The organism is Tatumella saanichensis (assembly GCF_000439375.1).
Taxonomy (GTDB): domain Bacteria; phylum Pseudomonadota; class Gammaproteobacteria; order Enterobacterales; family Enterobacteriaceae; genus Tatumella; species Tatumella saanichensis.
This window is the reverse complement of the sequence record NZ_ATMI01000013.1, coordinates 101,431-126,830: the sequence shown is the minus strand read 5'-3', so window position 1 is coordinate 126,830 and position 25,400 is coordinate 101,431. Positions and strand designations below refer to the sequence as shown.

General features: G+C 50.9%; 12 protein-coding genes and 1 pseudogene. 7 read left to right on the top strand and 6 right to left on the bottom strand.

The window, feature by feature from the left end; all coding sequences use genetic code 11:
- From DW47_RS17875 to DW47_RS0106955, 6 genes and pseudogenes are all read left to right on the top strand, one after another.
- Nucleotides 1–402: pseudogene (locus DW47_RS17875) on the top strand (Ig-like domain-containing protein); the annotation flags it as partial.
- A gap of 4,380 nt (nt 403–4,782) precedes the next feature.
- Nucleotides 4,783–8,076 carry a BapA/Bap/LapF family large adhesin gene (locus tag DW47_RS17795; RefSeq protein ID WP_277618934.1) on the top strand — a complete coding sequence of 1,098 codons (3,294 nt, stop codon included), beginning with the start codon at nt 4,783–4,785 and terminating at the stop codon, nt 8,074–8,076.
- A gap of 119 nt (nt 8,077–8,195) precedes the next feature.
- Nucleotides 8,196–9,632 (top strand): TolC family outer membrane protein, encoded by a 1,437-nt coding sequence (locus DW47_RS0106970; protein ID WP_029685682.1) that lies wholly within the window; start codon nt 8,196–8,198, stop codon nt 9,630–9,632.
- Entirely contained in the window at nt 9,629–11,776 is a 2,148-nt protein-coding gene (locus tag DW47_RS0106965) for a type I secretion system permease/ATPase (RefSeq protein ID WP_051150855.1), read from the top strand. Before DW47_RS0106970 ends, DW47_RS0106965 begins: the two co-directional genes overlap by 4 nt.
- A complete protein-coding gene (locus tag DW47_RS0106960; protein WP_051150854.1) occupies nt 11,763–12,983 on the top strand; it encodes an HlyD family type I secretion periplasmic adaptor subunit in 1,221 nt (406 codons plus the stop codon). Before DW47_RS0106965 ends, DW47_RS0106960 begins: the two co-directional genes overlap by 14 nt.
- A gap of 175 nt (nt 12,984–13,158) precedes the next feature.
- Entirely contained in the window at nt 13,159–16,143 is a 2,985-nt protein-coding gene (locus DW47_RS0106955; RefSeq protein ID WP_152473144.1) for a glycosyltransferase, read from the top strand.
- Between the two features lie 79 nt (nt 16,144–16,222).
- On the opposite strand, the gene DW47_RS0106950 is transcribed toward DW47_RS0106955, so the two are convergent.
- The 5 genes from DW47_RS0106950 to DW47_RS16915 are packed head-to-tail and all read right to left on the bottom strand — an operon-like array spanning nt 16,223 to nt 22,128.
- Nucleotides 16,223–17,359, bottom strand: coding sequence for an alpha/beta hydrolase (locus DW47_RS0106950; RefSeq protein WP_029685678.1), 1,137 nt, complete (start codon nt 17,357–17,359; stop codon nt 16,223–16,225).
- Nucleotides 17,360–17,410: 51 nt separating this feature from the next.
- Nucleotides 17,411–18,892: an MdtP family multidrug efflux transporter outer membrane subunit gene (locus DW47_RS0106945; protein ID WP_051150852.1), complete on the bottom strand. Its 1,482-nt coding sequence runs from the start codon at nt 18,890–18,892 to the stop codon at nt 17,411–17,413.
- Nucleotides 18,889–20,850 carry an FUSC family protein gene (locus DW47_RS0106940; RefSeq protein ID WP_029685676.1) on the bottom strand — a complete coding sequence of 654 codons (1,962 nt, stop codon included), beginning with the start codon at nt 20,848–20,850 and terminating at the stop codon, nt 18,889–18,891. The genes DW47_RS0106945 and DW47_RS0106940 overlap by 4 nt, the downstream gene beginning before the upstream one ends.
- 10 nt (nt 20,851–20,860) lie before the next feature.
- A complete protein-coding gene (gene mdtN, locus DW47_RS0106935; protein ID WP_029685675.1) occupies nt 20,861–21,904 on the bottom strand; it encodes a multidrug transporter subunit MdtN in 1,044 nt (347 codons plus the stop codon).
- Between the two features lie 5 nt (nt 21,905–21,909).
- Nucleotides 21,910–22,128, bottom strand: coding sequence for a YtcA family lipoprotein (locus tag DW47_RS16915; RefSeq protein WP_071846618.1), 219 nt, complete (start codon nt 22,126–22,128; stop codon nt 21,910–21,912).
- Between the two features lie 678 nt (nt 22,129–22,806).
- Here DW47_RS16915 and DW47_RS0106930 point away from each other — a divergent pair.
- Nucleotides 22,807–24,024 (top strand): lactonase family protein, encoded by a 1,218-nt coding sequence (locus DW47_RS0106930; RefSeq protein ID WP_051150851.1) that lies wholly within the window; start codon nt 22,807–22,809, stop codon nt 24,022–24,024.
- Nucleotides 24,025–24,079: 55 nt separating this feature from the next.
- Here DW47_RS0106930 and DW47_RS0106925 read toward each other — a convergent pair whose 3' ends face one another.
- Nucleotides 24,080–25,399 carry a gluconate:H+ symporter gene (locus DW47_RS0106925; protein WP_038027269.1) on the bottom strand — a complete coding sequence of 440 codons (1,320 nt, stop codon included), beginning with the start codon at nt 25,397–25,399 and terminating at the stop codon, nt 24,080–24,082.
- Between the last annotated feature and the right edge of the window lies 1 nt (nt 25,400).

Genomic DNA, 25,400 nt, shown 5'->3' with positions numbered 1-25,400 from the left:
ACGGCTACCGCGGATAAAGACGGTAACTGGAGCACTACTCTGCCGACCCTTGCCGACGGTGCGCACAGTTTCACCACCACCGTCACCGATGCTGCGGGCAATACTAGTGACGTTTCTTCCGCAGTTCCGTTTACTGTCGATACCACCCCACCCTTACCGGCAACCAATATTACCGTTACAGATCATAGTGGCCATATAGTATCGGGACATACGGAAGAGACTGAACTCACCATAAGCGGTCAGGCTACAGCCGGCACGACCATTACTATCAAAGATGGACAGAATGTTTTAGGTGAAACAACTACCGATAAAGAGGGTACTTGGAGTTTCACGCCTCAAGATCCTTTAGCTGATGGCAACCACGACTTTACCGCCATTGTGACCGACAGTTATGGAAACAGTAGTGCTCCTTCTGATCCGTATATACTTTTAATCGATCCCGACGATTCGGATTCTGACAGTGACTCGGATTCAGATAGTGACTCCGACTCTGACAGCGATTCAGATTCCGACAGCGATTCTGACTCTGACAGCGACTCCGATTCTGACTCCGACAGCGATTCTGACTCCGATAGCGACTCCGACTCTGACAGTGACTCGGATTCCGACAGTGACTCCGACTCCGATAGCGATTCTGACTCTGACAGTGACTCGGATTCCGACAGCGACTCGGACTCCGATAGCGACTCAGACTCTGATAGTGACTCGGATTCAGACAGCGACTCCGACTCTGACAGTGATTCAGATTCCGACAGCGACTCTGACTCCGATAGCGACTCCGACTCTGACAGTGACTCGGATTCCGACAGTGACTCCGACTCCGATAGCGATTCAGACTCCGACAGTGACTCGGATTCCGATAGTGACTCCGACAGCGACTCCGACTCTGACAGCGACTCCGATTCTGACAGCGACTCAGATTCCGATAGCGACTCAGATTCAGACAGCGATTCAGACTCTGACAGTGATTCAGATTCCGACAGCGATTCTGACTCCGATAGCGATTCAGACTCCGACAGTGATTCAGATTCCGACAGCGATTCTGACTCTGACAGCGATTCAGACTCCGACAGTGACTCAGATTCCGATAGTGACTCGGACTCCGACAGTGATTCAGATTCCGATAGCGATTCTGACTCCGACAGTGACTCGGACTCCGATAGCGATTCAGACTCCGATAGCGACTCCGACTCTGACAGTGATTCAGATTCCGATAGCGATTCTGACTCCGACAGTGACTCGGACTCCGATAGCGATTCAGACTCCGATAGCGACTCCGACTCTGACAGTGATTCAGATTCCGACAGCGATTCAGATTCAGACAGCGATTCAGATTCAGACAGCGACTCTGACTCCGATAGCGACTCGGACTCTGACAGCGACTCGGATTCCGATAGCGACTCGGATTCCGATAGCGATTCAGACTCCGACAGTGATTCAGATTCCGACAGTGACTCGGATTCAGATAGTGACTCCGACTCTGACAGCGATTCAGATTCCGACAGCGACTCTGACTCCGATAGCGACTCTGATTCTGACAGCGACTCAGATTCCGATAGCGATTCAGACTCTGACAGCGACTCAGATTCAGACAGCGATTCAGACTCTGACAGCGATTCTGACTCTGACAGCGACTCAGATTCAGACAGCGACTCGGATTCCGATAGCGACTCAGACTCTGACAGTGACTCGGATTCAGACAGCGACTCCGACTCTGACAGTGATTCAGATTCCGACAGTGACTCGGATTCAGATAGCGACTCTGACTCCGATAGCGACTCCGACTCTGACAGTGACTCGGATTCCGATAGCGATTCAGACTCTGATAGTGACTCGGACTCCGACAGTGATTCAGATTCCGATAGCGATTCAGACTCTGACAGTGACTCGGACTCTGACAGTGATTCAGATTCCGATAGCGATTCAGACTCCGACAGCGATTCAGACTCTGATAGCGATTCAGACTCCGATAGCGACTCCGACTCTGACTCTGATAGCGACTCTGACTCCGATAGCGACTCCGACTCTGACAGCGACTCTGATTCTGACAGTGATTCAGATTCCGACAGCGATTCAGACTCCGACAGCGACTCAGACTCTGACAGTGACTCGGATTCCGACAGTGACTCCGACTCCGATAGCGACTCAGACTCTGACAGTGACTCGGATTCCGACAGTGACTCCGACTCTGACAGTGATTCAGATTCCGACAGCGACTCGGATTCCGATAGCGATTCTGACTCCGACAGTGATTCAGATTCCGATAGTGATTCAGACTCTGACAGTGACTCGGATTCAGACAGCGACTCTGACTCCGATAGCGACTCCGATTCTGACTCTGACAGCGACTCGGATTCCGACAGCGATTCTGACTCCGACAGCGACTCGGATTCAGACAGCGACTCAGACTCTGACAGTGACTCAGATTCAGACAGCGACTCTGACTCCGACAGCGACTCCGACTCTGACAGTGACTCGGATTCTGACTCTGACAGCGACTCGGACTCCGATTCTGACAGCGACTCTGATTCAGACAGCGACTCCGACTCCGATAGCGATTCAGACTCCGACAGCGACTCGGATTCCGATAGCGACTCAGACTCTGACAGTGACTCGGATTCCGATAGCGATTCAGACTCCGACAGCGACTCTGACTCCGATAGCGATTCTGACTCTGACAGCGATTCAGACTCCGACAGTGACTCGGATTCCGACAGCGATTCTGACTCCGACAGCGACTCAGATTCCGACAGCGACTCGGATTCAGACAGCGATTCAGACTCTGACAGCGACTCCGACTCCGATAGCGACTCCGACTCCGATAGCGACTCTGACTCCGATAGCGACTCCGACTCTGACAGTGACTCGGATTCCGATAGCGATTCAGACTCTGACAGCGACTCGGATTCCGATAGCGACTCAGACTCTGACAGTGACTCGGATTCCGATAGCGATTCAGATTCTGACAGCGACTCGGATTCCGATAGCGATTCAGACTCTGACAGTGACTCGGATTCAGATAGTGACTCGGATTCAGATAGTGACTCGGACTCCGATAGCGACTCCGACTCTGACAGTGACTCGGATTCTGACTCTGACAGCGACTCGGACTCCGATTCTGACAGCGACTCTGATTCAGACAGCGACTCCGACTCCGATAGCGATTCAGACTCTGATAGCGACTCGGATTCCGACAGCGATTCTGACTCTGACAGCGACTCGGATTCCGATAGCGATTCAGACTCTGATAGCGACTCGGATTCCGACAGTGACTCGGATTCTGACAGTGATTCAGACTCTGACAGCGATTCTGACTCCGACAGCGACTCCGACTCCGATAGCGATTCAGACTCTGATAGCGACTCGGATTCCGACAGCGATTCTGACTCCGACAGCGACTCAGATTCCGACAGCGACTCGGATTCAGACAGCGATTCAGACAGCGATTCAGACTCTGACAGTGACTCGGACTCCGACAGTGACTCAGACTCTGACAGCGACTCCGATTCTGACTCTGATAGCGATTCTGACTCTGACAGTGACTCGGATTCCGACAGTGACTCCGACTCTGATAGTGACTCGGATTCCGATAGCGATTCAGATTCTGACAGCGACTCCGACTCTGACAGTGATTCAGATTCCGACAGCGACTCTGACTCCGATAGCGACTCTGATTCTGACAGCGATTCAGACTCTGACAGTGATTCAGACTCCGACAGTGATTCAGACTCCGACAGTGATTCAGACTCCGACAGTGATTCAGACTCCGACAGTGACTCTGACTCCGATTCTGACTCCGATAGCGATTCTGACTCCGACAGTGATTCAGATTCCGACAGCGACTCCGACTCTGACAGTGACTCGGATTCTGACAGTGATTCAGATTCCGACAGCGATTCAGATTCCGACAGCGATTCAGACTCCGACAGCGACTCCGACTCTGACAGCGACTCTGACTCCGATAGCGACTCCGACTCTGACAGCGACTCTGATTCTGACAGTGATTCAGATTCCGACAGCGACTCCGATAGCGATTCAGACTCTGATAGCGACTCGGATTCCGACAGCGATTCTGACTCCGACAGCGACTCGGATTCAGACAGCGATTCAGACTCTGACAGCGACTCTGACTCCGATAGCGACTCCGACTCTGACAGTGACTCGGATTCCGACAGCGACTCAGATTCCGACAGCGATTCTGACTCCGACAGTGACTCCGACTCCGATAGCGATTCAGACTCCGATAGTGATTCAGATTCCGACAGCGATTCTGACTCTGACAGTGACTCGGATTCCGACAGTGACTCCGACTCCGACAGTGACTCAGATTCCGATAGCGATTCAGACTCTGATAGTGACTCGGACTCCGACAGTGATTCAGATTCCGATAGTGATTCAGACTCTGACAGTGACTCGGATTCAGACAGCGACTCTGACTCTGACAGCGATTCAGACTCCGACAGCGACTCGGATTCCGACAGCGACTCTGACTCCGATAGCGATTCAGATTCCGACAGCGACTCCGACTCTGACAGTGACTCAGATTCAGACAGCGATTCAGACTCTGACAGTGATTCAGATTCCGACAGTGATTCAGATTCCGACAGCGATTCTGACTCCGATAGCGACTCAGACTCTGACAGTGACTCCGATTCTGACTCTGATAGCGACTCGGATTCTGACAGCGACTCTGACTCCGATAGCGACTCCGATTCAGACTCCGACAGCGACTCGGATTCCGACAGCGACTCGTCTTCACCGGCGAAAGCAACTGATATCGAGTTGACTGATGGTCACGGTAAAAATCTGGCCGGAACCGATACTAACGACAATAGTCCGGTGCTGAGTGGTAAGGCTGCTGCCGGTAGTACCATCACGGTATACGATGGTTCGAAAAGTCTTGGCACAACGACGGTTAATAGCGATGGTAGCTGGAGTATCACACTTTCCGCTCTGGCTGATGGTACCCATAGCCTGACCACGAAAGTTACCGATACGTCAGGTAATAGCAGTGATGCTAGCGATGCAATCGCCGTTACTATCGATACTGTGGCACCGGCGGCGGCTAGCGGGATCACGCTGGTCGATGCGAATGGTAACGATATTGACGACAGCACGACCACTGACTCTACACCAGTCCTTAAAGGGAGTGCAGAAGCAAATAGTACGGTGACTATCAGTGATTCATCAGGTGTTTTAGGCGAAGCGACTACGGATTCAGAAGGTAGCTGGACATTCACCACCCCGACACTGACTGATGGAACCTATAGTTTTACGACCGTGGTCACTGATGCCGCCGGTAATACCAGCAACCAATCGACGGCGGTAAGTACCACTATCGATAGCACCGCGGTGCTGGCTGTTGATGACAGTGCGGATCTGGATTACACCACCTATATTGACGAAACCGACAAAGGTGCCAGCTCTAAAACCGGGTTTGCACTCTTGGATCTCTCGTTAGGGAATGTTCTTGATGTCTCGCTGGTTAATCCAGCTAGCCAATTACAAATTGATGTCGCAGAAGGCACCACAGAAAACTTTGTGGTACAGGGCGATATAGGTGGTCTGGTAGCCTCTTCATTCGATTTGTATATCTACAAATATGATGCAAGCAGTGGCGATTACCTACAATACGAGAAAGTCAGTAACTGGATCGTTGGCTTACTGGCGGGCGTATCCAAAGATCTGTCACTTTCACTGAGTGAAGGTACCTATCTGTTTATGCTGAACTCCGGTGTCGGCCTCTCTGTTGCGACGGGTTATACCTTGAATATCAAGTCCGATATTCTGGAAACGTACGTATCAAACAGTTCAGAGACCAGCGGTAACCTGATCTCAGGCAGCAGTGATGGGAGTGGTGCTGACACCGCACCGGCAGGCTCAGTGATCAGCAGCGTCAACGATACCAGTGTGGCAGCGTCAGGTTATACCACCATTACAGGAACGTACGGTACGCTCAGCATTGATGCTGCCGGTGACTATACCTATACGCTTAATTCTGGCATTGATGTTGCCGATATTGGTAGCACTGAAACCTTCAGTTATACCCTGATGGGGCCAAATGGTACCACCAGCAGTGCCACACTGACGATTTCGCTGACCGATGCCGATACTGATACTGGCACCGTGACTGAGCCTGATGTGACGACGGAACTGGATTACGCAACCACCTCAGAAGAAACGGATAAGGGGACCAGTTCAAAAACCAGTGCCGCCTTACTCGATCTCTCGCTGGGGAGTGTGTTGAACACCTCTCTGCTCAATCTGAACAATCAGCTACATCTGAATGTGGCAGATAACACGGTCGAAAATATCACCATTAAAGCAACAATGGTGGGGGTTATCGCATCGACCTATGATCTGTACATCTATAAATATGATGATGAAACTGGCCAATATGCGCAGTATGAGAAGGTTTCCAACTGGGTCACCAGTGCCCTAGTTGCTGGCGCGTCATCTCCGCTGTCATTGGAACTGAGCCAAGGTTCATATCTGTTTATGCTCAATGGTGGAGTGGGCTTATCTGTTGCGACGGTTTACACCCTCAGCATTACGTCTGATATCGTCAACAGTGTCACCTCAGTGGCCACGTCAACCACCGGTAACCTCCTCACTGAAACCAGTAGTAGTGAGGGGAGTGATACTGTGCCAACCGGTACTTTGGTCACGAAAGTCGGTACCACCGATATCAGTGCCAGTGGCACAACCGAAATTACCGGTGAATACGGTGTACTGACTATCGATCAACAGGGGAATTACACCTATACCCTGAATGCCGGTCAGACCACGGACAGTATCGGCTCAGCTGAGACATTCACCTATACGTTGACCGAAACAGACGGAACAGTGGTTACCAAAACACTGTCAATTAATCTCAACAACAATGCTCTGAAAGCGGTAGATGATCAGGTCAGTCTGGATGTAACCGCTGCCGGTATCGAAACTGCGTATACATCAGACACTGCGACTAACAGCTTCACAGCCAATAAATCGGCTGCGGTAAGTTCGAAAACAGGTGCTGAGTTTACGGTGGATGACGATACGGTATTAACCAATGCGCATCTGATTATCACACCAACGCAGAGCGGACTCTTCGCCGCTACTGCCAGCCTGTCACTGGCTTATACCCTGTATGAGGGCAGTGACAGTTCAGGTACCGCTATTGCTTCTGGTACGGTCAGTGCAACCACAAAGGCTGTCGATATCGATTTGAGTCAGTATGATCTCGATAGTGGGAATTATTATGTTCAGATCACAACGACCTCGGCAGCGACAGGGGTACTGACTGTCGCTCCGACAGTCAGTATCAGCTACAAAGTTACCGGCACTGAGGTCTCTGTGGATGACATGCAAACGTCATCAGACTCTTCAGTGGTCAGCGGTAACCTGTTCGATGGTTCCGATTCAGACGGTGTGGCGGATGAGCTGCAAACGGTTTATACCAAACTGACAGTGGCTAATGAATCTGACAGCAGCGTGACGCTAAATCAGTATGACACCGCGTCGCAAAGCCTTACCGGGCTGTATGGCACCCTGACCATTAACGGAGATGGCAGCTATAGCTACGCACTGAATAGCAATATCAATGTCGCGGATATGACGCAGAAGGAAATATTCAGTTATACGCTGACTGCGGAGGATGGCAGTACCACCTCCACAGCTAACCTGACCATTGACTTGCATCCGACTATTTCCGGAACTACCCAAGCCGATACTACCGGAGGTACTGCCTACGACGATACGTTCCATCTTGAAGGTGACGACTCTTCTGTCGTGTACAAAGTATTAAGTGACGATAATACCGGAGGAAACGGCAGCGATACTTGGGACGATTTCTCAGTAAGTAAGGGAGATCACATTGATCTGGATGCCCTGCTAGTCGGTTGGGATGGTAAAGAAAGCAGTCTGGGGAATTACGTGTCGGTTACACATACCGATAGCGGTAATACTGTCGTATCTATAGACCGTGACGGAAGCGGTAGTACCTACCAGTCTACGACATTGATCACACTTGAAAATGTGAACGCCACAATGGATGAGATCCTTCATCACTCGTCGACTGAAAATCAATCATAACGCTAATCAGGCGGGCAGCCATGCCCGCCTTTTCATTTTATTCATCGCAATCACGGAGGTGTGTGTGGTTTACAGCCCCTCATTTTTCATCAACGCTGACCTACAGGTATTCATTAGCAATGCTAAGTTCTAATTCGCCCATTGCTCTCCACATTCTCCCTGTCGCTCTCCTGACATCTAGCCTCTTGTTGTGTCAGCAAGTGCGCGCGGATAGCATAACAAGTGCAGGTGATATCAGTACTCAGAGCCTGAGTGATCAGCAATCTCTTCCGGACTTAAGCAATACCATTAGTCAGCCTATTACCCCTCCTCCCTCTGGCCTGACAGACATGAATTATGCTGTATTACAGGCTGAGCAATGGCATCCGGCGATAGGCCAGGCGGTCGGTAAACTTTTTCAGCAGGCTTCCAAAGTGGATGAGGCAAAATCCAAGTACTACCCACAGGTTAGTGCAGGAATGAATAATGGCTATTCAAATAGCTATGTTAACGCCGGTTATTCACCCTCTTTAGAAGTCTCTGTTTCTCAGATGTTGTATGACTTCGGTAAGGTATCCAGTTCCGTTCGTTCAGCAAATGCTGGCTTGGCGCAGCAACAGGCAAACGTCATGGTCAGTATTGACCAAGTTGCCCACGATACAGCATCGGCGCTAGTCCAGGTTCAGGGCTACCAAAAACTGGTCGTCATTGCACAGCAGCAGCTTGATGCGCTGAATCACATCGGGTCTTTGATCCAGCAGCGTAATACCGCGGGTGCCAGTTCTCTGTCTGACGTGGTTCAGACTAATACCCGTATTGAAGGGGCTAAAGCTACCCTGATGCAATATCAGTCAGCGCTTCAGCGTTGGAAAGCCACATTAGCTACCGATATGGGAACTGGCCCCGTTGGACAAGTGGCAGATACTCTCCCTCCGGCTCTAATGAATGCTTGTGCAATTCAGCAAATCAACTATCGAGTGATCCCTTCGGTACTGGCGGCTTATGCACAAAAAAATCAGGCCCAGGCTGATTTGGATAACGCCAATGCGCAGATGAGACCCACGCTGTCCCTTGAACCACAGGTCACTCATTATCTGAATAATAACTACTCAGATAGCCGTGAGCTGGATAAAACGCAGTACTCCGCCTTTATTAAACTGCAAATGCCCCTTTATCAGGGGGGAGGGCTGACAGCTAGTCGTGATGCGGCAATACAAACCCTTGAATCAGCCCGAGCGGCTATACGCCTAGCGGAGCTTGAAGCCCGTCAAAAACTGACCGAGTCGCAGGAGCAAGCACAGAATCTTTATCAGACATTAGATGTTCAGGCCCGACAACAACGTCTCGGTGAGAAAACCCGTGACTTATATGAAGCACAATATCTGCAACTTGGTACACGCCCTTTACTTGATCTTTTGAACGTCGAGCAGGAAATTTATCAGGCCAAATTTACCCAAGAACAAACACAGGCACAGTTGCATTCACTGCAATTAGATTGCCTCTACAGTACCGGACAAATACGGAATGCTTTTGCATTAAATAATAGAAAAATACAGGGAGTTGAAATAAGGCCATGAGTCATAAAATCTTAATTGATAATGAAAGCAAAGTACTGGCGTGGGTGGAGACACTCACCCTGATCGCCAAACAATATCGTTTGAGTTTTTCTCATGGCGCTATGCAGTCCCAGGCAGCATGGCTGACCGGAAAATATCTTCCCGAAGTCCTCAGTCACCTTAGCCGACAGGCAGGCTTACATTACCGCATCCTGACCGAGAGCCCAGAAAGTATCTCTTCGCGCCGACTTCCACTGGTAGTGGTATTCAAACAAGGTGAGATCGGGATTATCGAAAGCTTCGACGGAGAAGAAAATGTTTCCCTGAGGTTAATTCAGGATAACGGTTTAAGTACCTCGGTTCCGCTGACAGGGTTACTCGATGAGGCAGAATGTTTGGTGGCGTTACGGCCGTCAGCCCCAGCTCGGGATATACGTACAGAACTCTATCTGTCAAAGTTTCGTCCCGACTGGCTGCGTAAAATTGCTCTGCAGGATCTCCGCCCCTATGGCCACGTTATGCTGGCATCATTGGCAATCAATATCCTGTCACTGGCAGGGATCCTCTTCTCCATGCAGGTGTATGATAGGGTTATCCCTGCTCAATCTTACCCGACCTTATATGTGTTGTTTGGCGGGGTACTGATTGCAGCCATATTTGGCTTCCTACTGAAAATCGTTCGTAGTCATGTGATGGACATTTTAGGTAAGCGTGCCGATATGCGGGTTTCTGACCGAGTATTTGGTCATGCACTGCGTTTACGCTACTCCGCTATCCCGCGTTCAACAGGCAGTTTTATTGCTCAGGTTCGTGAGCTGGAGCAGCTTCGCGAAATGGTCACCTCGACAACTGTTTCTGCCATTGTCGATCTACCTTTCTTTATTTTATTCTTTGTTGTTCTAACGGTTGTGTCTCCCTACCTCTGCTGGATAGCACCAGTTGCCGCAATATTAATGGTAGTGCCCGGACTGTTCATGCAGAAAAAACTGGCAAAACAGGCGCGAAAAAATGTTCATGAAAGCACACTGCGGAATGCTATTTTGGTAGAAAGCCTGCAGGGAATACAGGACATTAAACTGATGCAAGCTGAGAGCCATTTTCTGCAACAATGGAACAGCTATATTCAGGTCACCGCAGAATCGGGCGCCCAAACCCGTCAGATCACCCATGGTTTGTTGAGCTGGGGGACAACCCTGCAAAATCTGGTCTACGCCTTAGTCGTGGTGATTGGCGCGCCACTCGTCATCAGTGGTGACATTACCACCGGTGCCATGGTAGCGGCCTCCCTGCTCTCCTCACGAATGATTGCTCCAATGACCGCCTTATGCGGCGTGCTCGCTCGCTGGCAACAAGTTAAAGCGGCTAAAGCGGGGCTGGACAATCTTATGCAACTGCCGGTTGAAAACAGCCGCGAAGAGACCCGAGTACATACCCCCGTATTACACGGTGAATATACCTTCAACCAAGCAACGTTCCGCTATGCAGACCAGCAAGGACCAGCACCGCTCACCATCAATAAACTCCATATTAATGCTGGGGAAAAGATTGCGTTACTGGGACGCAATGGCGCAGGGAAATCGACATTTTTGCAGGCACTGGTCGGCAACGTTGATCTTATTTCCGGTGAATTACGGGTCGATAGCCTCAGTTTGCCGCATATCGATATCGATGATATTCGCCGCAATACTGGCCTGCTGACTCAGGATGCCAGGATGTTCCATGGAACGCTGCGCGAAAACCTAGTATTGGGTCGGCCCCAGGCTTCTGACAGTGAAATTTTTGACGTTCTTGACGTCTGTGCTGTCGCCGACTTTATCAAAAAACTCCCTCTAGGACTTGAGCATCCTATTATGGAAGGGGGAAGTGGTTTGTCAGGTGGTCAGCGTCAGGCAATATTACTGGCCAGAACCTTACTCAGGGACCCGAATATTGTTCTGCTTGATGAGCCTACAGCTTCACTGGACGAGCATACTGAAAAAGAATTTATTGAACGTTTTTCCCGCTGGATTGGTCGCCGGACATTAATCATTGCAACGCATCGTGCCGCAATTTTGTCACTGGTTGATAGAGTACTGGTACTCAAAGACGGGCAATTAACAATGGATACACCAAAGGCCAACCTTCTGAACAAAAATGCCAGGGAAAAGCAGAATGACATTCAATAATCAGAAACCCTCACCCACACACGAGCACTTTGATCCGGCATGCCTGCTCGATGATTCTGGGGCAGACAGCCACAGCCTCAATGGGTCGACGCGTATTATTACCGTGCTGTTTGCCCTACTTGTCATCTTCATTCTATGGGCGAGCTTTGCCAAACTTGATGAAGTGTCCACCGGTACAGGAAAAGTAATTCCTAGCCTTCATGAGCAAGTCCTGCAGTCGCTGGATGGCGGTATCCTGGCAGAACTCTATGTCCGAGAAGGGATGCAAGTAAAAGCTAATCAAGTCGTTGCACGGCTCGACCCGACAATCAGTGAATCTAACGTCGGCGAAAGCTCAGCAAAATACCGGGCGGCGTTGGCTGAAAGCATTCGTTTGCACGCCGAAGTGAACAACACACCATTGGTCTTTCCTTCTTCATTATCCCAATGGCCGGATCTGATTAATGCAGAGACATTGCTCTACCACAGCCGCAGAGATCAATTAAACGAATCCGAGAGGGAAATGAATCAGTCTATCGGTTTAGTCCAGCGCGAGCTCAATATTACTGAAGGACTGGTGAAAAGCGGAGCAGCAAGTATTGTTGACGTCTTGCGTTTACAACGTCAGCTGTCAGACCTTAATCTGAAACTAACCGACTTAAAAACACAATATTATGTGGATGCCCGTCAGCAAATGGCGAAGGCAGATGCCGATGTGCAGTCTCTTGCAGAAGTGATTAAAGGCCGAGCAGATACGCTGGACCGATTAACCATTAAATCCCCAGTACGTGGAGTGGTAAAAAGTATCAAAGTCACTACCATCGGTGGTGTTATCCCTCCCAATGGTGAGCTGATGCAAATTGTGCCTATGGATGATCGCCTGTTAATTGAAGCTCGATTATCCCCAAGAGATATCGCCTTTATTCACCCAGGCCAATCTGCAATGGTAAAAATCACCGCCTATGATTACTCAATTTACGGTGGCCTACATGGCAAGGTTGAAAGTATCTCCCCGGATACCATACAGGACGAAGCTAAGCCTGAGATTTATTATTACCGTGTGTACATCCGGACTGAGCATGACTTCCTGACGAATAAAGCAGGGCAACATTTTTCAATTGTACCTGGCATGATCTCAACCGTTGATATTAAAACTGGCCAGAAAACAGTAATGCAATACCTGATTAAGCCTTTCAATAAAATGAAAGAGGCCTTAAGAGAACGTTAATCATTATCCACAGCCCCCTTCTGAACAAGGGGGGCTGTATTTGCACTAATTTCATGGGAATATTATGAATATCCGCCAGCAACTTAACTCCGTTTCCCTTCAATGTCGTAGTTTAGCGACTTCTCTGGCAGTAGCACCTTACCCAGCATGCATACTCTTTTTCAGTATTTCAGATATGACTTCCCGTGCTCATGTTTTCACGGTAACAGGTCAAAGTTTTGACGAGGCATGGGAAAAAGGAACGGTTCAGGCTGAACATTATTGCGATACGCATAACCTCCTTCAGCCCCGACTGCGTATTGATGTCGTAGACCAGATTGAGTCACTGACTTGGCAACAACTCAAGAGCAAGCTCAGTAGAACTAAGCGAAATTATTTCCGGTTTGGTCTGGCATTCGATTGCGGCTTCGAATGCGCATTATTGGAACAGGAACTCGGGGCTAACGCGATCCTGTATGATGGTGATAATGGCGTTGCAACACCGAATGCCCGTAATCTTGCCCACTACACCTTGGCGCGCTTTGGTCATGCACAGCAGTGGCCCGCAGAGGATAATGCTGTTATCTGGCGTTTTAAAACCAAGGCTGTCTACGTTGAGAATGGAGAAGTTTTCCCCATTGAGAATGAAGGTCGTAACTCAGGCTATCGGCGCATCCATAACTGGCAGGAGTCAGTATTAGAGTCCGTTATTCAACAAGGTAGCCAGTATCTGGCGGAGCAAGTGAAAGCCAGTGGTGAATATTATTATGGTTGGTTTCCCTGTTTTGATAAACCGGTCCGCTCCTATAACGCGCTGCGTCATGCCAGCTCCACCTATGCTTTAATAGAAAGTTGGGAAGTGACGGGTGAGGCCTCGCAACGGGAAGCGATTGAGCGAGCCCTCAACTATCTAAGCCATACCCTCATTCGTTGCGTCGCCTTACCTGATGGGGAACAGGCCGCTTTTTTAATTGATGTGGGCGATGAAATAAAGCTGGGGGGGAATGCGGTTTCGATACTGGCGTTGGCTAAATATACTGAAGTGACAGGTGACCGAAAATATATTGTCCTGATGGAGCAGTTGGCGGCAGGTATCAGCTTTATGCAAAACAAAGAGACCGGTAGGTTTGTTCATGTTTTGAATGCCAGCGATTTGTCAGTCAAAAACCCCTTCCGTATCATTTATTATGACGGAGAAGCGGCTTTCGCGCTGATGCGTTTATATGCCATTACCGAAAACCCGCGCTGGCTAACTACCGTCGAAAAAGCCTTTGACGACTTCATTGAACGCCAGCACTGGAAATCGCATGATCACTGGCTAAGTTACTGTGTCAATGAACTTACCCGTTATCGCCCTGAAGAAAAATATTTTCGTTTTGGATTACAGAATGTCAGTGGCCATCTTGATTTTGTACTTAATCGAGTCACCACCTATCCGACATTACTGGAACTGATGATGGCAGCCTCCAAAATGATTACGAGGCTGCAGAACGATCCGCAGCATGTCGGTTTATTAGACGATTTTGATTGCGAGAAATTTGCTCAGGCGTTGGAACACCGGGCACGCTACTTGCTTAATGGCTTTTTCTGGCCGGAAATTGCGATGTTTTTTAAACATCCACAACGTATCAGTGGCAGCTTCTTCATTCGTCATCACAGCTACCGAGTGAGGATTGATGATGTCGAGCATTATCTGTCAGGGTATGTGGCTTATCTGAATCACTATATCCAGAAGAAAAAACAGCAAGTTTCTCTGCGACCCGCTAAACAGTTACCACAACGACTGGTATTCCTGACTGGGGATATTCGCAATATTGGTAATGGCATCGAAATTGCCGTACAACGCAGAGTGTCACTCTTCCGTCAGCGTCTGAATATCTCCCCATTGATTATCACGTCCGAATTTAATCCACGGCTCAGAGAAAATATCGCCGTCTTAAAAGCGGGACATAAGTTCCCTCAAGATACCCAAGTCCTCAATCTTTATGAGCAGCTCCCCCGCTTACTGGCCGAAGGAAAAATTTCCCCCTTGCCAGCGGGTGGGCAAACGACTCAAAAGGATGACTTCGCCGAACAGGGTAACCCGATCATATCCAAAATGCGCCAATACGCATTGCCGGAACAGGGGCCAGACTTCTATGCTGAAGATTATGTGGATAATCAGGGGAACATTTTGCTCCGAAAATGTTTTCAACGTCACCATAACAAAATGGTACTACGTTCTCTTACGCTACTTGACGCTAAAAAGCAGCCGCTGACGTTCAATGATAAGTCCTCATTTTATACTTTCCTGCTGTATCACTCGTTGAGTAAGGATGTTTTCTGGCATTTCGTTGTCGATAAAAACGAGCCTTATAAAAATTTTGTGTGTTCCTCTCCACGCGACCACTTTGCTTGTACCTTGACTGCGGTGCTTCATTCAACACATCAGTTAGCTGACGGACGTTATAAACAAACCTATCGCCATTTATTGGAAAATGCCGGATGGGTGGATAAGCTGATTGTATTAACCCATGAACAGGCTAATGATTTGGTCCAAATCGGTTTTCCTAAAGCTCAGATGGATATCATTCCTAATCATATCGATGAACAGGCCTTACTCATGGGCCAGCAGCGGCAAGCTTCGCAAACCGTTATTTATCTTGCACGCTACTCTCCTGAGAAGCGACACCATTTATTATTACGGGTGTTTAAACAGGTACTCGAGCACTGTCCACAGGCACGTTTGGAAACCTATGGTACCGGTCCATTACGTAAAGAAATACAGGAAGCCTGTCAGCAGATGGGACTGCAACAGGCGGTCTCTATCAATGGCTATACCCAGGATATAGCCGACGTTCATCGCAATGCCGCCTGTGCGGTGTTATGTTCCAATCAGGAAGGGCTATCTATCTTCGCATTGGAATGCATGGCATTTGGAACCCCTCTGGTCAGTTTTGCGGTGAAGTACGGCCCGTTAGATATTATTGGTGAGTCCCGAAGCGGAATTCTGGTTCCTGATCCTGATGAATCAGCGCTGGCAAAGGCAATCATTAAGGTTATCAGTCAGCCGGAATTACAGTCGGAGATGGGCAAAGCGGCACTGATTAATGCACAGCGTTTCTCCACTGAACAGATTGCTGCCCACTGGCAACGCTGGTTTCGTGAAATGACAAGACTGGCCACTGGCGAAAGCCGGTAAGTCATCGTAACTGGCAGGAGTTCTCCTGCCAGTTACGATTCCAGCGATAGTATTCGCCATTATTAGGTTGCCAACAGTACTACTTTACTGACGACAACGCTTTCAATACAAACGGCACCGAATCACGTAACGAGACATTGACCGTTTCGCCGTGATTCATCCCGGCATATTCGCGGATCTCTACCTTTGTGCCAGCGGCTTTCACATCGTGGGCAAACTGCTGCTGCATGGCGGTGGGGACATTGACATCCTGTAAGCCAATACCGATAAACACCGGATGATCAATTTTCAGGGTCGGATAACGCAGTGAAGGGAGCTGGGTATCCAGTAATTTCTGGAAGCTCGGCAGGAAACTATTGCCCGCATTGAGATCATTCTCCATCACATGCTGGGTCAGTGGTGTGATACACAGGCTTTTCGCTAAGGCCACATCCGCTAAGGCTTTTGGCCGGAAATAGTCTTCCGCTTTCAGCGTCTTATTCTCATCCGCCGCCGACAGGAAAATATAGTAGGCGTACGGCATTTTCGGGTCGCCGCCGACCTGCTGACTGTTACCGCTGAAGACCCTCTCCACCCGAGTGTCGGCATTAATATATGGCGTACCCGTCAGGACGGTTGCCAGGACATCGAGCGACGGAGCATAAGACTTTTGATAGCCGGAGGCGGCGAAGGCCGCATGAGCCCCCTGCGACTGACCCACAATGATGATTTTATTGCTCAGCGGGAAGCTTTTCAGGGACGCAGAGATACTGTCAAGGACACTCCAGGCTTCTGCTCGGGCATTCAGGTAGTGATGTAGCCCCGGCGATCCCAAACCGGCGTAGTCCGGTGCGACCACCGCAAAGCCCAGTGACAACCAGGTATTCAGGTATTGCTGATCGCGGGCTGAACGCGGGTTCAGTGATGGGGCACACTGCGTCGCTACCCCAACGGTGCCGTGGGTCCAAACCACCACAGGCCAGCCCCCTGCCGGTGCTGGGCCTTTCGGTAAAAAAACGGCACCACTGTCTTCTCGATGAGTTTTCCCGTCTACCCCGCTGATCGAGGTGTAATGGATCAGGTACTGGGCCGAGGCCTCTTGTAGACCGTGGTCCGCCGGTAACTCAGTTTTATCCACTAGCCGTCCTTTCGGCGAGAGTGAGTCTGCTGCGGCTGTGCCGGTCATCGCCATTAGACCGATTGCTGTGGCCAGTGCTACTCCACCTGATTTCAACATTTACCCTCCTGCCATGTAAAACGGTGGCCTCTGCCACCACCATAACGTCAATCAGTCGGTGACCGGTACCGCCTGTAGTGGGCTCTGGTAGCCGCCACCCAGCGCTTGGATCAAACTGATATCGGTAGAAATCTGCTGGAATTTTAAATCCGTCAGCACCAACTGTTGAGCCAGCACCGCCCGTCGTGCTTCCCGGCTGGCGTAGCGGCTCATCAGGCCGCGCTGATAATGGGCCTGTGCGCTGTCGGCAGCGGTTTGGGCCGCCACCACTTTCTGTTGTTGTAATCCGACCTGCTGATCCAGCGCGTTCAGTTGCTGTGAGCTGACCGCGACATCGCGTACCGCATCCAGTACTGCCTGATTATAGTTTTTAATCAGTATATTACTTGAGGTCCTTGCGGTCTTTAGGTTGGCATTCAACCGCCCACCATCAAACAATGGTAGGTAGAGCCCTGGCAGCACATTAATCTGCTGGAATGAATATTTAAACAGATCGCCGACACTGAAGGCGTTATACCCCCAGAAGGCTTTGATATCAAAGTGCGGATAGAACGCGCTTTTCGCCGCATCCACCCGGCTAAGAGAGGCCAGCACATAACCACGCATTGCCTGCAAGTCCGGACGCCGTGATAACAAGCCGTAAGAGAGGCTGGCGGGCAGGGTTTCTTGAACCTGCGGCCAAGGTTGCGGAGTGATCACCGGCAGCCCGTGAGGCCCGGCACCCACCAATGCCCGTAGCATTTCCCGAGCGGAGATCAGGTCAGTGCGAGCACTCAGCAGTTGTTGTTGGGCCGACAGAGATTCACTCTGTGCAGCCGCCAAGGCGACATCATCTTCCAGTCCGCGCCCGACTCTGGCTTGATGCGCTTCCAGTGAGAAGCGACTGATTTCCAACTGTTGTTGTAGTAAGCCAATGCGTTGCCAGGCGGCCTGTACCGAAAAATAGAGCCGAGCGACATTGGCGGCTACCGTCTGTTCGGTCAGCGCGGTTTCCGCCAACCGCGCATTTTTTTCGCCCAGTGCAGCAGCTACCCGCTCACGGTTTTCACCCCAGAGATCAAGATTCAGTGTCCCCGCAACGCCAACGGTATTCATGGTGTACCAAGGACCAGTGCGGTCTTGAGGCAGCGAAAATGAATAAGGCCACGTGAAAGAGCGGTCAGTGGTGCGTAGACGGTTCTGTGCCGCTACCGCCGTCGCCTGCACACCGGAGAAAGAGTGTGCCAGATCGACCCCTGCCTGTGACTGCTCCACCCGCAGCCTCGCGGCCTGAACCGTTGGCGAGTTTTGCAGAGCTTGATGTATCAGCGCGGTGAGTTGTGGATCTTGATACTTCTGCCACCAGCAACTGTCCGGCCACTGGTCAGAGGCCAAGTGGATCACCTGCGATAACTGCGCCTGCTGTGGGTTAATGATAGCCACCTGCCCCGGGTCATGGCGGAACCAAGCACAGCCGCTCAGTTGCAGCACTACTAATCCTGCCGCCAGCGTACGAGGCCGCAGACAGGCGCTTAACCGGCGAAAAATCGTCATCCTATTACTCTCCGGGCCGCGGGGTGAGCGGCTGAAGTCCAGCCAGGCAAACGGCTGAGTGCCTCGCTAAGCGAGGACGCATAAGGGTTAACCGAGGATACAACCGCAACGGCTGGCGTCTCCTGCCGCGGCTGACCAAGCGTATCGGCATACTGGCGCAACTGCTGTGCAGCCTGTTGCAGACCGGGATCAGGTTGTAACTGATAAAGGTGGTAACCCGCCCCAAGGCGGATGATCTGCTGAGCTAAATCAACGCTGTGCTGCATCGGCCAGTGTTTAACCTGCGGATACGGGTAGGCAAACGCCAATACCGGCTCAGCCTGCACTCGCTCCAGTAACTGTTGGGTCTCCAACAATGACCGATAGAGGCTGACCAGCGACGGCTCGCGCTGATCCTGGTCGGCATCCAGCCAATTGCCCAGACGCCGATAGAGTTCGGCCATCTGGTTACGCAGTTTCAGGGCCTCACTCTCCGGCCACAGATACAGATGGACCAGTGAGGAAACCACGACTCCCAACAATATACCCAGCACCCGATCACGCAGTTCACTCAGGTCGTACAACGGGCCAAACCAGTCCATAAACGCCAGCGCAAAGGTAAAACCGGTCTGGATCCCGGCATAGGCAATACGTTGCGATCCTCCTGCTAGCCAAGCGGATAGCCACATCACTGGGACGGTCATCACTAGGAAACCCGCCAGTGAGTTGACCAACGGCTGAACAAAAATCATTAGCCCAAGGGCCAGTAACGTCGCCAGCAGCGCCCCGGCGATACGTAGGCCGGTTTTCTGCATGGTCGGCCCTAACCCCGGCTGAGCGACAATCACACAACTGAGCATAATGGTGTGGATCCCCTGCCAATCGGTGGCGGTATAAAACAGATAACAGATCAGGGTTGCCAGCAGGGTTTTCAGCGCAAAGCGCGGATAAACCGGATTACTGAATGCATCCGGTAACAGCAGGGGCGCTTTAGGCTGAGACGCCTCCGGCAATTCAATCGGTAGCCCTTGCCGATACTGGGCAATCACCCGAATCAACCGATCTGTCACCGCTGACTGTCCATCTTCGGTCAACATACGCAGATTGGAGAGGCTGTCAGCGGACGGCGTAGCCCGCTCAGCCTGCCGCGCCAAGCTTTGTAACTGGTCGGCAATCGCCAGCAATTGTGGTTTCTGTTGCGGGTTAATGTTGTCCGGACTGAGCAACATTGCCAGATAATGGCAATGCAACGCCGTTGCCAGCAATGACTGCCATTGTGATTTCGCATCACGCATTGCCGAAGAGTTAAGGGCCAGTCCGCTGAGGGTCTGTAAGGAGGTGAACTGTTGTGCCAGTACTAAGGGCGAGACTGCTGACGGCGAATTTTCCTCCCCGGCACAGGCTCTGAGCCAAGCGGCAGTGTGGCCCAGGTCGTCGGCCAACTGGCGACGGAACTGGACCGTCGGATAGGCTCCAGGAAAACAGGCATTCACCAGTAAAGTCACCAGAACTGAGGTATTAATGGCTATCCACAGCCACAGTACCATACGGATCAGTATTTCGCTGTTACCGGTCAAGGAAGGGAACGTCTGCGCAAAAATAACCGCCAAGGCGACGATAAAAAAAGCCAATCCTAGCTTATCTAGCGCGCGCATCAAAAACATCGCGCCAAAAAACAGCAGTGAAGAGATGATCAGCCGCAATAACGGGAAATCATAAGTAAATTTGAACATCAGTACGATGCCACCGATGATCAGGCTGATCAGCACAAAAAACGCGATACTCAGCAAACCGATGGTGTGAACTTCCGAACGGCTGGCATAAAACGCCACTATCAGCGCGACCGACAACAACGGCATTTGCAGTGACATAAACAGGGCGATCAAAATGGCGCAGGTCAGCGTCAGACGCAATGCGTAGCCACCGCGACCGGGTATCGCCTTCAGTTCCTGACGCAGAAATGCGAGACTTTTTACCATAACCCGCCCCTTAGTGGTGACCGTCAGCAGGCAGCAAGACCGCCGTAGCAGAAGCCCCCATGCGGAACAGCGCCGGATCAGGGTTATCAACGCTAATTTTGACAGGAAAACGCTGAGACACATGCACCCAGTTAATGCTTTTCTGGATGAACGGCAGACCGCCCGCCAGGCTAACACTATCTCCTGGCATCACCCCGCCGCCTACCGAATCCACCGCGCCATCAAAGACCCGTGAATGATCGGTCATAATCCGCAGTTGCGCCGGACGGCCGGGGTACAGATTATTCAGGTCGGTTTCACGGAAATTGGCGATCACATACCAGTGTTCGGTATCAATCAGAGTGAATACTGGCTTTAATGCCGAGGCATACTGGCCAACTGTCGTTTTCAGGGAAACGATGGTGCCATCGAAAGGGGCATGAACTTCAGTATGTTCCAGTTGTAATTTGGCGATGGCAATCTGTGACAGAATATCGCCGCGCTGGGCTTCCAAGGCGTCGACCCCGCTCACCGCAGATGCCGCCTGCATGGCCTGTAAACGGGTGGCGGCCAGTTCTGAACGGGCCGCTTTTTCAGCAGTGACCGCTTGGTCAAGATCTTGCTGCGAGGCAAAGCCTTTGGGGACCAAAGGGGCTAAACGAATACGTGTCGAGGTGGTTTGCCGGACCAGCGCCTCCGCCCGTGCTACCGCTGCCGAAACTGATTCAGCATTATATTGCTGAGCTTTTACCGTCCGCCGGGTCAGCATAATCTGTGCATCCAGTGCCGCCAACCGGCTTTGTGCACCCGCGAGTGCATCCTGATAAAAACGCGGATCGAGGCGAAACAGCAGCTGTCCTTTTTTTACCTGCTGATTATCCCGTACCGGCATCTCGACAATGGTGCCGTTCACCTGAGGGACCACGCTGATGGTATCGGCATAGACATAGGCATCATCGGTTTGCGGAGAGGTCTGTAACTGCCAAATCACCAAGATAATCCCGATAATCACTGCCAGCACAATGACCACCAGCGGCCATCTCTTTTTTAAAGTACCCGAAGCTGAGTTCGTCATCATTATCAGTTCACAAAGAAAAGAAACCACAAAACTACTGCGGATAAGAACAAAAGCCCGGAGTAGCTCACCACTAGCGGGGAAAAATGTTGCTGCCATTGTCGGCGTACAATCAGGATATGGCAGACAGTCAGCAGTATTCCTGCGCCGAAAAGGCAAAACAGCCAACTGGGGAATGCGGCGCCCAGTACCGGTATCGCAGGAGACAGGGAGCATCCCGACATCAACACAACCAGTACTGTCGACAGCAGCCGACCAATCAATCTAGTCTCGATTACTCGTCTCTGCCCGACTCTCATGTAGGATATCCCTGCCAGTAAAACACAGACCGGTAGACAAAGTCTGACAGGCCATAGAAAAGTATCCCCCATAGCGCCGTTATCATCAGAGCACTGCCGACAAACATCGGGGAGAACAAACGAAAATGAGTATAGTCACCCGCTGGGCTAACAGGCAATATTTACGCTTAGAGGTAAAACAACTTATGCCACGCGAAGTTAGGTAGAGTGCTTCACCAACAGGCAGATGTACTGTCCAGATAACGGCTGCCTATTTATTGATTCACACTACAGGCTGCTCGGAAATGAGTGAGTCGGAAAAAACACATTTATCGCTGCTAGAGCACCCTCCTGCAAAATCTCCTCCCAAATTAAAAGAAAAAAACCCACTTTTCCGCTTGTTAGTCAGAAAATATCAGTCATTATCACCAACCATTAGCCACAACAAAACACTTTATTACATTTAATTTCACTGTGAAATATTTTATAACACCTTCCGATTTCGGAATATTTCAGTGAAATGGCTCACCGTTCTGCATCACGGTCCCCTGATTATTTAGCCTCACTTTCACTGAAATCCTCTGTTGTGATCCCCCTCTCTGCCCGACAGAAAAGGATTAACTGATGATAAATAAAACCAAACGCCGGCTAAGTTACGCTGGCAGAGTCTCAGCCATCGCCCTGTTGTTCGCTGGTAATATCGCCTATGCTCAGGACAGTATTTCAATGATACCGGAGCATCATAGCGTGAAACCTCAAACCGTATTGATCGGCAGTTGGACCGGTCCAACCAGCAACCCACTGGCACAAAAAACTGCGTATCCCAGCGAAGGGATCTATCGGGTGAAGATGAATCCGGACGGAAGCCTACTGCCGTTGGATCGCATCAAACTGGAAAATCCATCATGGATTGTGTTCAGTAAAGACCACAAATACCTCTATACCACCAATGAGAGTGAAGAGGGTCAGGTCACTGCCCTGTCATTCACCGATGATGGTAAGCTGAAGTTTATCAACACTGTCAGCAGCCAGGGCCAGCACCCTACCCATGCGGTACTGACCCCGGATGGCCATTTCCTGTTAGCAGCCAACTATGCCGCTAGCCGTAAAAACGGCGGTGTGATCATTTTCCCAGTCCATAAAAACGGTAAGCTGGGTGACAGCGTACAGCATATCTCACTGACCAAAGGGTCCGGTGCGATTGCCGATCGCCAAGACACTGGCCATGCTCATTCGGTAAACATTACCCCTGATGGTAAAATGCTGTTTGTCGCCGACTTGGGGGCCGATAGAGTCCATGCTTATCGCTACAACCCTGATAATAAAACCCCATTTTCCGCTGACCCTTCTGCTGACCTGACACTGCCAGCCGGTTCCGGCCCACGTCATATGACCTTCTCGCCGGATGGTAAGTTTGCTTATCTCATCACCGAAATGGGCGCCAATATTCATGTCTATGCCGTCAGCTCGCAGGGCCTGAAAGAAGTGCAAACCGCCCCGTTGACTGACAGTGTCAATGAAAAAGACAAAGGCGGTGGCGGGCTTCTGTTCAGCCCGGACGGGAAATTCCTGTATGCCGCTAACCGCCAGTCACGTAACGAAATTATCGTCTTCCCAGTGGATAAAGCGACCGGTAAGTTAGGCGCTGCAAAATCCTACTCGGCAGGGGGCATTGAACCCCGAGCTTTCGCGTTCGATAACAGTGGTCAGTACATGCTGATTGCCAATGTGTACTCAAACAGTGTGATAGAACTGTACCGTGATGCCAATGATGGTTCATTAACACCGACCGGAGTTGCGCTCAGTATTGGCACCCCCACCGACGTTAAATTCCTGCCTTAAGGATCTGCTGACCGGGAAGGTTCCCCTTCCCGGTCATGAGCATCACCAGCCCCCGTCAGTGGATCAGGGTATCCAGTATCAAGACTCCCGCCAGCCCCAGAACCGAAATCAGTGTCTCCAGTACCGTCCAGGTTTTCAGCGTCTCGGTGACCGTCAGGTTAAAGTAGCCTTTAAATAACCAAAAACCCGGGTCATTCACATGGGAGGCGATGACACTGCCAGCGCCGACCGCCAATACCATCAGTGCCGGGTCAACATGGCTGATAGCAATAATTGGGGCCACAATCCCGGCGGTGGTGATAGCCGCCACGGTGGCCGACCCCAAGGCAATCCGCAGCATCGCCGCCACGGTCCAGCACATCAGCAGTGGTGACAGTGATGACCCTTTCATCATGGCTGCAATATAGTCACTGACCCCACTGTCCACCAGCACCTGTTTAAACGCCCCGCCGCCGGCGATGATAAAAATAATCATCGCAATGGAAGAGATAGAAGAGCTACACATCTCCATCACTTCTTCCGCCTTACGGCCATTGCGTAAACCAAGGGTGAACACGGCAATCACCACTGCAATAAACAGTGCGACGGCTGGGTTACCGACAAACTCAAAAAATTGACGCAGAGCATTCTCTTTCGGCAAGGTCAGTTCAAATACCGCAGCTACCGCCATCAGGATCACCGGAATAATGGCCGCAAAGATACTGATCCCAAAACCCGGCATTTCATGTTCTGCGAATACTTTCGGGTTATACAGTCCCTCCGGCGGTTCTTTCTCAAAGTTTTTGAGAAAACGTGCGAAGACTGGTCCAGCGATAATCACCGTCGGCAGGGTAATGATCATGCCATACAGCAGCGTGGTACCAGTGTTGGCCCCGAAAATGGTGGCAATAGCGGTTGGCCCAGGATGGGGGGGCAGGAAACAGTGCGTCACCGACAGCGCAGCCACCATCGGTACTCCGACATACAGCAGCGACATGCCTGAGGCAGCCACCACCGTAAACACCAGCGGTAACAGTAGAACAAAACCAATCTCATAGAACATCGCCAACCCGACAATCAGCCCGGTGACCATTAAGGCCCACTGCACACGCTGTTTACCAAATGCGGCGATAAGTGTCATGGCAACCCGCTGGGCCGCCCCGGTATCAGACACCAATTTACCGAGCATCGCCCCGAAGCCAAGGATCATCGCCAGGCTACCAAGCGTTCCGCCAATACCTTTTTGAATAGAGGCCATCACTTGCAGCGGCGTCATGCCTTCGGCGATCCCGACTAGCGCCGAGACAAATATCAGTGCAATAAATCCATTGGTTTTGAAGACAATCATCAATATCAGCAGGAGTATCACTCCCAGCGCGATCAGCGTAATTGGCATA

Excerpts from the sequence above, each read along its gene's own strand:
- DW47_RS0106950 (WP_029685678.1), bottom strand. The coding sequence starts at position 17,359 with ATGTTGAAATCAGGTGGAGTAGCACTGGCCACAGCAATCGGTCTAATG.
- DW47_RS0106960 (WP_051150854.1), top strand. The coding sequence starts at position 11,763 with ATGACATTCAATAATCAGAAACCCTCACCCACACACGAGCACTTTGAT.
- DW47_RS0106970 (WP_029685682.1), top strand. The coding sequence starts at position 8,196 with ATGCTAAGTTCTAATTCGCCCATTGCTCTCCACATTCTCCCTGTCGCT.
- mdtN (WP_029685675.1), bottom strand. The coding sequence starts at position 21,904 with ATGACGAACTCAGCTTCGGGTACTTTAAAAAAGAGATGGCCGCTGGTG.
- DW47_RS16915 (WP_071846618.1), bottom strand. The coding sequence starts at position 22,128 with ATGTCGGGATGCTCCCTGTCTCCTGCGATACCGGTACTGGGCGCCGCA.
- DW47_RS0106940 (WP_029685676.1), bottom strand. The coding sequence starts at position 20,850 with ATGGTAAAAAGTCTCGCATTTCTGCGTCAGGAACTGAAGGCGATACCC.
- DW47_RS0106925 (WP_038027269.1), bottom strand. The coding sequence starts at position 25,399 with ATGCCAATTACGCTGATCGCGCTGGGAGTGATACTCCTGCTGATATTG.
- DW47_RS0106955 (WP_152473144.1), top strand. The coding sequence starts at position 13,159 with ATGACTTCCCGTGCTCATGTTTTCACGGTAACAGGTCAAAGTTTTGAC.
- DW47_RS0106965 (WP_051150855.1), top strand. The coding sequence starts at position 9,629 with ATGAGTCATAAAATCTTAATTGATAATGAAAGCAAAGTACTGGCGTGG.
- DW47_RS0106930 (WP_051150851.1), top strand. The coding sequence starts at position 22,807 with ATGATAAATAAAACCAAACGCCGGCTAAGTTACGCTGGCAGAGTCTCA.
- DW47_RS0106945 (WP_051150852.1), bottom strand. The coding sequence starts at position 18,892 with ATGACGATTTTTCGCCGGTTAAGCGCCTGTCTGCGGCCTCGTACGCTG.